The organism is Rhizobium leguminosarum, from assembly GCF_001679785.1.
Classification (GTDB): domain Bacteria; phylum Pseudomonadota; class Alphaproteobacteria; order Rhizobiales; family Rhizobiaceae; genus Rhizobium; species Rhizobium leguminosarum_R.
Genome location: NZ_CP016286.1, coordinates 3,578,166 through 3,585,000, shown reverse-complemented (window position 1 = coordinate 3,585,000; position 6,835 = coordinate 3,578,166). Strand labels below are relative to the sequence as shown.

General features: G+C 56.2%; 2 protein-coding genes, 1 tRNA gene and 2 rRNA genes (1 of these 5 running past the window's edge). 4 read left to right on the top strand and 1 reads right to left on the bottom strand.

Going from position 1 to position 6,835, the window contains the following annotated elements; genetic code table 11:
- From BA011_RS17565 to BA011_RS17555, 3 genes are all read left to right on the top strand, one after another.
- Window positions 1-2,504, top strand: a 23S ribosomal RNA gene (locus BA011_RS17565); it begins 437 nt to the left of the window's first position.
- Between the two features lie 263 nt (window positions 2,505-2,767).
- Window positions 2,768-2,882 (top strand): 5S ribosomal RNA (gene rrf, locus BA011_RS17560).
- Window positions 2,883-3,009: 127 nt separating this feature from the next.
- A tRNA-Met gene (locus BA011_RS17555) sits at window positions 3,010-3,086 on the top strand.
- 408 nt (window positions 3,087-3,494) lie between these two features.
- On the opposite strand, the gene BA011_RS17550 is transcribed toward BA011_RS17555, so the two are convergent.
- Complete coding sequence (locus tag BA011_RS17550; protein ID WP_065279116.1) at window positions 3,495-5,018, bottom strand: ISNCY family transposase; 1,524 nt, start codon at window positions 5,016-5,018, stop codon at window positions 3,495-3,497.
- Window positions 5,019-5,824: 806 nt separating this feature from the next.
- On the opposite strand from BA011_RS17550, the gene nuoH reads away from it, so the two are divergent.
- Window positions 5,825-6,826, top strand: a complete 1,002-nt coding sequence (nuoH, locus tag BA011_RS17545) for an NADH-quinone oxidoreductase subunit NuoH (RefSeq protein WP_065281398.1) — start codon at window positions 5,825-5,827, stop codon at window positions 6,824-6,826.
- The last annotated feature ends 9 nt before the right edge of the window (window positions 6,827-6,835 follow it).

The following is a 6,835-nucleotide window of genomic DNA, read 5'->3' as shown; positions in this document are numbered from 1 at the left end:
GTGGCGAGCGAACGCGGACCAGGCCAGTGGCAATTGTGATTAAAGTGGAACGCTCTGGAAAGTGCGGCCGTAGTGGGTGACAGCCCCGTACGCGTAGATATCATGATTGTCCTAGAGTAGGGCGGGACACGAGAAATCCTGTCTGAACATGGGGAGACCACTCTCCAAGCCTAAGTACTCGTGCATGACCGATAGCGAACAAGTACCGTGAGGGAAAGGTGAAAAGCACCCCGACAAGGGGAGTGAAATAGAACCTGAAACCGGATGCCTACAAACAGTCGGAGCCTGAAAGGGTGACGGCGTACCTTTTGTATAATGGGTCAACGACTTAGTGTAACAAGCAAGCTTAAGCCGGTAGGTGTAGGCGCAGCGAAAGCGAGTCTGAATAGGGCGATATAGTTTGTTGCATTAGACCCGAAACCGAGTGATCTAGCCATGAGCAGGTTGAAGGTTGGGTAACACCAACTGGAGGACCGAACCCGCATCTGTTGCAATAGATTGGGATGACTTGTGGCTAGGGGTGAAAGGCCAATCAAACTCGGAAATAGCTGGTTCTCCGCGAAATCTATTTAGGTAGAGCGTCGAGCGAATACCCCCGGGGGTAGAGCACTGGATGGGCTATGGGGACTCACCGTCTTACTGATCCTAACCAAACTCCGAATACCGGGGAGTACTACTCGGCAGACACACGGCGGGTGCTAACGTCCGTCGTGAAAAGGGCAACAACCCTAACCTCCAGCTAAGGTCCCCAAGTCATGGCTAAGTGGGAAAGGATGTGAGGATCCCAAAACAACCAGGATGTTGGCTTAGAAGCAGCCATCATTTAAAGAAAGCGTAACAGCTCACTGGTCTAAATAAGGGTCTTTGCGCCGAAAATGTAACGGGGCTGAAGCCATGCACCGAAGCTGAGGATGTGTAGCAATACACGTGGTAGCGGAGCGTTCCGTAAGCTGATGAAGGGAGACCTGTGAGGGCTCCTGGAGGTATCGGAAGTGCGAATGTTGACATGAGTAACGATAAAGAGGGTGAGAGACCCTCTCGCCGAAAGACCAAGGGTTCCTGCTTAAAGTTAATCTGAGCAGGGTTAGCCGGCCCCTAAGGCGAGGCAGAAATGCGTAGTCGATGGGAACCACGTTAATATTCGTGGGCCTGGTGGTAGTGACGGATTGCACAAGTTGTTCATTCTAATTGGATTGGATGGGCAGCGGAGCGGTTCCAGGAAATAGCTCCACCGTATAGACCGTACCCGAAACCGACACAGGTGGTCAGGTAGAGTATACCAAGGCGCTTGAGAGAACTATGTTGAAGGAACTCGGCAAATTGCACGCGTAACTTCGGAAGAAGCGTGACCCCATTTTACGCAAGTATGATGGGGTGGCACAGACCAGGGGGTAGCGACTGTTTATCAAAAACACAGGGCTCTGCGAAGTCGCAAGACGACGTATAGGGTCTGACGCCTGCCCGGTGCTGGAAGGTTAAGAGGAGAGGTGCAAGCTTTGAATCGAAGCCCCAGTAAACGGCGGCCGTAACTATAACGGTCCTAAGGTAGCGAAATTCCTTGTCGGGTAAGTTCCGACCTGCACGAATGGCGTAACGACTTCCCCGCTGTCTCCAACATAGACTCAGTGAAATTGAATTCCCCGTGAAGATGCGGGGTTCCTGCGGTCAGACGGAAAGACCCCGTGCACCTTTACTATAGCTTTACACTGGCATTCGTGTCGGCATGTGTAGGATAGGTGGTAGGCTTTGAAGCGGGGACGCCAGTTTCCGTGGAGCCATCCTTGAAATACCACCCTTATCGTCATGGATGTCTAACCGCGGCCCGTCATCCGGGTCCGGGACAGTGTATGGTGGGTAGTTTGACTGGGGCGGTCGCCTCCGAAAGAGTAACGGAGGCGCGCGATGGTGGGCTCAGACCGGTCGGAAATCGGTCGTCGAGTGCAATGGCATAAGCCCGCCTGACTGCGAGACTGACAAGTCGAGCAGAGACGAAAGTCGGTCATAGTGATCCGGTGGTCCCGCGTGGAAGGGCCATCGCTCAACGGATAAAAGGTACGCCGGGGATAACAGGCTGATGACCCCCAAGAGTCCATATCGACGGGGTTGTTTGGCACCTCGATGTCGGCTCATCGCATCCTGGGGCTGGAGCAGGTCCCAAGGGTTTGGCTGTTCGCCAATTAAAGCGGTACGTGAGCTGGGTTCAGAACGTCGTGAGACAGTTCGGTCCCTATCTGCCGTGGGTGTAGGAATATTGACAGGATCTGTCCCTAGTACGAGAGGACCGGGATGGACATATCTCTGGTGGACCTGTTGTCCTGCCAAGGGCATAGCAGGGTAGCTACATATGGACGGGATAACCGCTGAAGGCATCTAAGCGGGAAACCCACCTGAAAACGAGTATTCCCTATCAGAGCCGTGGAAGACGACCACGTTGATAGGCCGGGTGTGGAAGTGCGGCAACGCATGAAGCTTACCGGTACTAATAGCTCGATCGGCTTGATCGTTCTCATTGACTATGCTCATCGAACAAAGTTCGATGTGCCAGACCTTTTGTCCTGACGCGCCAATGGCGCTGCGGACGGCCCGCCAAACGATTGGCGACGGCCGCTGGCCTGTATGGGTGCCACAAGCACCCGCAGCCGGAAAAGATCCAAAGACGTGTTCAAAACCAGCGAAAGAGAACCAAATAGCGCTATTCGCTATTCGCTACTCCCTATTCGCTCAAAACAAACCCAGCTTCTCAAAACATATAGTTGCGCTTTGCCGACCTGGTGGTTATGGCGGGGTGGCTGCACCCGTTCCCTTTCCGAACACGGCCGTGAAACGCCCCTGCGCCCATGGTACTTCGTCTTAAGACGCGGGAGAGTAGGTCGCTGCCAGGTCTGCAAAACGCAACTATGTAAAACAATCTTCTCATCACAAAAACGGCCCAAAGCCGAGACAAAAGGGCCGCTCACAAGCGGCCTTTTGTGTTAGAATACATAAGCAAATCCCACGGATTTGCGCTGGCGCGGGGTGGAGCAGCCCGGTAGCTCGTCAGGCTCATAACCTGAAGGCCGCAGGTTCAAATCCTGCCCCCGCAACCAAATACGACAAAGTCCGCCCCGTGCGGGCTTTGTCGTATCTGGTAACGGATCGAGGAGTTAACGCCTCTTCAGGGGCCCGCAAGAAGGCGTAGCCGACGCAGCGGGACAGAAAACTACAAATCCTGCCCCCGCAACCAAATCTTCCCATAATGCGCGGCGACAAACAAGGTGAGACTCGTATTGCCTCACCCAAGAGTGTTCCCGGAGAATAATGCCGTTGCCTCACTCGGATGTTCTCGAATGCCTCACGGGTTGTTACGATCTTGTCCCCGCACCTGGTGCAAGGTGACGGAGGTAGCGAAGCCGCTCGCGAGCGCGCCCTCAATAGCGCTGTAGCGAGCGGGCGGCTTCGCGGGCGTTCATCATGTTTTCCGCGGGTTGTCGAAGGCCAACCTGGCGGTAAGAGCCTCACTGCACGACCTCTACGTTTTGCGTCTGCCGCGCGGCATCGGCGAATGGCCCGAACACCAGCGCATTGGCCTGTGTACTGCGCCAGATCTTCATTCGACGCTGCACGGTCCGAATGAGGCCGTCGGGATACACGCCGGGGTATTTGACCTGCAAGCGTTCAAGCAACTCTCGCGAAGTTCGCCAAGGCTCCGCCTCGAACCAATCCTCGAGTTCGGCAGTGACGGCGAGTAGAGGATCGGGCCTCCGCCGCTCTCGCTTGGCCGCTGGCTTGGAGCGGGCAGTCGGTTTCACTTCACCACCACGCCAAGCAATCCGTAAGCCAGACAGAAAGTCTTCGAGCGGTAATGCCTCGCCGTCGGTGGCAGGCGGACCATCAGGCTTGTCAGCAATTTCGACCAATCTCTCTTGTGCCAGCCGTATGTCGCGGAGCAGCCGAACCGGATCGAGCGTCAGGTACATCGCCTTGAGCCGAAGGCATGTATCCTCCGGCGTGCGTGCGTCGTCAAGCAGCCGCTGATAAGGCGTGGCGGGACGATGATAGCGCTTGATCACCTTGGCTCCGTCACGGTGCTTTTCTTTCAGCTTGAATGATGGCTGAAAGAAATTCACGAACAACCGCATTGAGGAATAAAGCTTGGCCAGCTCCCGGGTGGCTCGCAGCCCCTCGAAGCGTCGGTATCCAACGATCTTGCGCACGATCGCGCCATTCTTCTGCTCGACAAATGCCTGGTCGTTCTTTCGGTAGGGGCGGCAACGGGTGAGTTCGATATTATCTCGCAAGCAATACTCATGAACGCTCTCGTTCATGAACACACTGTCGTTGTCGGTGTCGAAGCCCAGCAGCGGGAACGGCAGCAACTTGCGCAGTTCGGTCAACGCAGTGATCAGTACCGTTTGCTCGCGAACCAGCAGCGGCGCGCATTCCGTCCAGCCCGTGGCTATATCGGTCAACACCAGCGTTTGCGAGAAGGCACCTCTCGCGTACGGGCCGGAATGAGAAACGAGATCAGCCTCGACAAAGCCGGGTGCGGGGTCATCCCAATCCGAGAACGTTCGAACGGGAACACTACGCCGAATCGCCGTTGATCCTTTCCGGCGCCGCGGACCCGTGGCGCTCGCTTTAATCTCCTTGAGGACTCGATCAATCGTCGCTGGGCTCATCGTCAAGAGTTGCCGGCGCGTCTCGCTATTCATATCGCCATGTCCATGACGTTCCATCGCTTCGATCAGTGTTGGCAACAGGGGGTGTAGTCGCTTGCCGCAAATTCGATCCGACGCCTCCCAAACAACGACGAGCGCCGCCCGCACGTCATCGCCGTAAACCCGGCGCCCTGGCCGAGGACCACCCTTCGCCGGTTCGCGTTCTCCTCGCAGCAGTCGCATCGCATGCTTGCGATGAAAGCCCGTGAGCGCCACGAACTCGTCCAACATCCTCGCCTTCTCGGCCCGCCCGCCTAACACATAGCGACAACTGATCGCCGCCACCAATTCCACACGTGTCGCCATGCTTACCTTCCTCATCAAAGCTCCCGAGGTTGATTCGTCGGGAGCAATTTAGATGAGGCAATAACCCATTCTCAGGGAGCAGTTCAGGCGAGGCAATGCGCGTCTCATCCTGATCGTCGCGCTATACCATAAAAACAATACGCAAAAAGCCCGCCTCGTGCGGGCTTTTTGCGTTCCAGAAAAGAGCAATATCGCTGGCGCGAAGACTTCATCTTCGCTGGCGACGATAGCTCCTCGTCCTGCGGACCATAACCTGAAGGGTGAGCGGTCGATCGGGCTCGCCCGATAAAACAGTCCAGTGGACTGTTTTAAGACCCGAACGGGACAAATCCTGCCCCCGAAACCAAATCCCTCTTAAAGATCAGCATCTGCCTTCTTATAGCTGGCGGAAAAGCTTCGCTTTCCCTGGCGATGGTAGCTCCTCCTTCGCGAAGCTCACCATAACCTGATGACAGAAAGCTCCTCGACATAACCCTTGAGGAGCTTTTTGCGTTTCTGCTGGGTGTCCAGCCCCCGGACGCCAGCTAGCCTGCCACGGAACTTTTCACATCTGGCAGCGATGAGAGCCTCGGCGGTTTTTGATACGCAAGATGGCACGGTGCAACCGGCGGAAACGCGAAGCTTTCATCTTGAACACCACTCGTCTCAAAACGTCCTGAGCCCGGACACATCATAGCCAGCGACGACATAACTGCGACGGCATTGTATGAGGTGCATCGCCGTTGTACCATGTAGTCTGACAAGTGTACGCAGTGCTCATTGTATAGCCGGAGCCAAAGTCCGGTCGTGCGCTTCAACCCGATGAATAAGTAGCCGGGATCATGGAACTTATCGTCGCCCTTGGCCTGATCGTCTTGAAGGTCGCGTTGCTGATTGCGATCCTGCTGTTGCTACCCTTGCCGCTAACCTGGCTGGAACGCAAGATCGCCGGGCACATGCAGCAGCGGATGGGGCCGATGCGCGTGGGATGGCACGGGCTGTTGCAGCCGGTCGCGGACGGAATCAAGCTCCTGACCAAAGAGGATCACATCCCGGCCGAGGCCGACCGGTTCCTGTTCAAACTAGCGCCAATCCTGGCGCTCGCCCCGCCCTTTGTGGTGTTCGTCGCGATCCCCTTCGGCGAAACTGTCTCGGTCCTCGGCCACGAGATCACGCTCTACGTCTCCAACATGAATGTGGCGCTCCTTTTCGTTTTCTCGGTGATCGGGATCGAGGTTTATGGCGTCATCTTCGGCGGCTGGGCCTCCAACAGCAAATACGCTGTTCTGGGCAGCGTCAGGACCTGCGCGCAGATGATCAGCTACGAGATCCCGATGGGGTTCGCGGTCATCGGCGTGGTCATGCTGGCGCAATCCATGAGCCTGCTCGAGATCGTGCGGGCGCAGGCCGATGTCTGGAACATCGTCTATCAACCGGTCGGATTCTTCGTGTTCTTCGTCGCCGGGCTCGCCGAAGCGCAGCGCATTCCCTTCGACCTGGCGGAGGCGGAGGGTGATCTGGGGGCCGGGTTCCATACCGAATACAGCGGTATCCGCTTTGCCTTCTTCATGGTCAGCGAATATGCCATCGTATTACTTGTGTCGGTCCTGGTGGTGATCCTGTTCTTCGGCGGTTGGAACGGAGTTCTGATTCCCTTGCCACCGCTTCTGTGGTTTGTGCTCAAGATCGCGTTCTTCGTCTATGTGTTTATCTGGTTCCGCTTCACTTTCCCCCGCTACCGCTACGACCAACTGATGGCGATCGGATGGAAAGTCTTGCTTCCTCTTTCAATGGCGAACATAATTATAACCGGTGTACTTTTAGGGGTCGTAGCGGCTCCGTAGCGAGGCGGC

Coding starts and splice junctions, on each gene's coding strand:
- BA011_RS17550 (WP_065279116.1), bottom strand. CDS start 5,018: ATGAGGAAGGTAAGCATGGCGACACGTGTGGAATTGGTGGCGGCGATC.
- nuoH (WP_065281398.1), top strand. CDS start 5,825: ATGGAACTTATCGTCGCCCTTGGCCTGATCGTCTTGAAGGTCGCGTTG.